We start from the raw sequence: 3141 nt of genomic DNA, 5'->3' as shown, positions 1-3141 counted from the left end.
GTGTCAGTCTGTAGAGCGACCATAAGACCAGAACAGAGTAAATCTGTTAAGGCAGGTGCGAAAAATCCTTCGGGAAAGAAGCAGAAACTCAAATCGTGAGGTTTGGGAATCACCGTCCGTTTACGGCGGTGAGGATGTCAACCTCAATTTCTGAATTCCTCACAGACGCTAGATTGAGGAGCAAGGAGCCAGTAGTCTCCGAGTCAGGGGAATTAAGAGTGAACAGTAATCAATCTATCTCCCTCAGAGGCTATAGTAACTATAATCACCCTTTCAGACCCCAAAATTGTTACAATGGAGGTTTAGGGCTGATGATTTTGACTACTCATTTCTGTGTGATCTTCAGTCTTAGGAGCGTTAAATACGATGAATAGTCTGCCAAGTTCGGTCGAACGGGAAAATTTAGGACAAATTTTGTTAGAAAATCTACAAGAGATTACCGATAAACTGGATAAAATTGTCACCGATTCTGATCGGATAATACTGGATAATTTACTACAGGAAACTAAGATTTTACTCGATCGAGTTAAGGATAACTCTAAAACTTATCAAGCAAGAGCCGATATATTTGGGCGAATTAATCAACTCTGGTTTCAGGTATGGAAACAGTATAGAGATGAGGATTCAGCACTGGAATTAATCCGATATATAGACCAATTTACTAATCAAATTACTGCCTATAATCAATTATTTAGCGGTCTTGCTAAGATCAATGAGGGAAGGACTGGTGAAGAAAAAGCCGATTTAATCAGAGTGGTGGAAGGTTCACTGATTCTCTCAGAAACGATAGATGTGTTTATTGATATGTTTGCCGATTCAGAACTAGAGCAAATTAAAAAGTTTGCTCAGAATGCTCTCTCGTTTTCTAATCGTACTATAACCGAATATTTCCAAGATACTGACAAATCAAGTTTAGTCACACAACTGAGAGCCTATTATAGTTTAATAATTTTCAGAATTCAAGAGCGATTTAATCCTAAGAATGTATCCTCAGAAACTACTTCTCATTCCCTAACAGATAATTTCAATGATCTTGATGCCTCTAGACAAAATTTAACAGGTTTGGTCGATTTGGAAACTGAAAAATCTTCGTCTGAAAACTGGTTAGATAATCTTTCTGGATCAATTTCTGATCAGGAGGCTTTTCAGAAAGCATTAGAATATGGTCGTGTTTTTCGTCAGAATGTATCCTCAGAAACTACCTCTCATTCCCTAACAGATGATTTAAGCGATCTTGATCCTTGGACAAGAGACTTAGTGGGGGTTGTCGATTTAGGCTCAGAAGACCCCAAAGAATCGTATATTGATTATTTAGTGGAGAAGTATCGGTGAAACGAGTCTTATTCGATAGTGATGTATTGCTAGATGTTTTGGGTAAGCGTGAACCACATTTTCAAGCATCTGTACAAGCATTAAATACAGTTAAGACAGGTAAAACTCAAGGATATATTTCTGGTCATGCCGTCACTAATATTTATTATATTTTGTCAAGAGAAAACGGAAGAGAATTCTCAAGAAAATTGGTGATAAGTCTTCTAGAGAATTTGCAAGTTGCTAGGGTGACAGATGCAATAATTAGGCAAGCATTGACAAGTCCGATGAAAGATTTTGAAGATGCCGTTACCAGTGCCGTTGCTGAATCGGAAAAGCTAGAAATAATCATAACGCGAAACCTAAGAGATTTTGCTGTTTCCCCTGTTCCCGCAATGCTACCAGCAGATTTTTTATTGACCCTTTAACTAATGCTTCGGTAAACGTAAACCATCCGATCGCATAGGGATTAAAATCTGAGTTAAACTGCGTAATTGTTCGGCCGTTCCCATACAAATTAACAGATCCCCGGCCATTAATTCCGTATCGCCAGTCGGTCCCCCTATTAGCGTACCATCAGCCCGACGTATAGCCAAAACTAACGCCCCCGATCGAGATCTTAAATGTGCTTGACTAAGACTTAAACCGACACAGGGACAAGTCCTCGGATCGATTAAAAATTCTTCCATATAAAACGATCGATCGGTTCCGGTTAAAATCCCATCAACAAAATCCATCACCTGGGGTCGTAGGGCTGCGGCCGCTAATCTTCTACCGCCGGTAATATAGGGAGATACCACCGCATCGGCCCCGGCCCGTTGTAATTTTTGTACTGCTTCCTCGGTACTGGCCCTAGCAATGGCGCGGATTTTCGGATTAAGAGTTTTAGCAGACAAAACTGTATATAAATTCTCCGCATCGGAAGTTAAAGCGGCCACAATACAAATAGCGCGTTCAATTCCTGCCATTTGTAAAGATTTATCTAAGGTGGCATCTCCTTGAACAACAATATAATTTAATTCTTTGGCCCGATTTACCTGTAGGGGGTCTGTATCAATGACTACAAAAGGAATATTTTCGGCGTGAAATTCGATCGCCACCTGTCTGCCTGTGCGACCCAAACCACAGATGATATAGTGTTCCGATAGTCGATCGATCACGCGTTTCTCCTGTCTCTGTTTGAGTCCCTCTTGAAAATAGCCTTGAATTAAAGCTTCGGTCAAGCGATTAACAATATAACCGATCGTGATTACTCCCATCACGATCAAAACCATTGTAAACAGTCGTCCCCGTTCACCTAGGGGATTAATTTCGCCAAAACCGACGGTAGCGAGGGTACTAATCGTCATATAGGCCGAATCTAGCCAACTCCAACCCTCGATCAGATGATACCAAAGCGTACCCAGCAAAAATACCACAATCAGGGCAAAAATTCCCCCGATTAATTCCTGACGCAGCCGACGATATTTATCTTCACTGATAGACAAGCAAAATTCACCCCTAAGACTGTCTAGTAAATTACAATAAAATCAGTTTTTAATCTAAATAACCCGTCCTTCTCAGACGGATTTGATTATAATTTCCCCTATCTCAAGGTCGCGAGAGGACTCCCGTTAGAGCCGCCCTTGCTTAAAGGGAGATGAATCGCGACCAAAATGAAACTAACGCGGTAGCCTTTCCACTTTCGAGGGATTTCGCTAGAATACAGAAAGCGGTAAAGCGCGTCAGGGATCACGGAAACCTCCCGCTCCTTTGTACCTCGGAACAAATATCGCCCTTGAAAATGTAATGGTGACGGGTCAAGCAGCATAGAAGCTTAACGGCTAAGGT

General features: G+C 41.2%; 3 protein-coding genes. 2 read left to right on the top strand and 1 reads right to left on the bottom strand.

From position 1 onward, the window contains the following. Nucleotides 1-366 precede the first annotated feature (366 nt). Together IM479_RS11235 and IM479_RS11230 are read left to right on the top strand one after the other, a co-directional pair. Entirely contained in the window at nt 367-1332 is a 966-nt protein-coding gene (locus IM479_RS11235; RefSeq protein ID WP_287685403.1) for a hypothetical protein, read from the top strand. Further along, a complete protein-coding gene (locus tag IM479_RS11230; protein WP_287078772.1) occupies nt 1329-1739 on the top strand; it encodes a PIN domain-containing protein in 411 nt (136 codons plus the stop codon). Before IM479_RS11235 ends, IM479_RS11230 begins: the two co-directional genes overlap by 4 nt. On the opposite strand, the gene IM479_RS11225 is transcribed toward IM479_RS11230, so the two are convergent. Further along, nucleotides 1740-2798: a potassium channel family protein gene (locus IM479_RS11225; protein WP_125732212.1), complete on the bottom strand. Its 1059-nt coding sequence runs from the start codon at nt 2796-2798 to the stop codon at nt 1740-1742. Between the last annotated feature and the right edge of the window lie 343 nt (nt 2799-3141).

The organism is Microcystis sp. M165S2 (assembly GCF_020245885.1).
Taxonomy (GTDB): domain Bacteria; phylum Cyanobacteriota; class Cyanobacteriia; order Cyanobacteriales; family Microcystaceae; genus Microcystis.
This window is presented reverse-complemented; position numbering and strand designations above follow the sequence as displayed.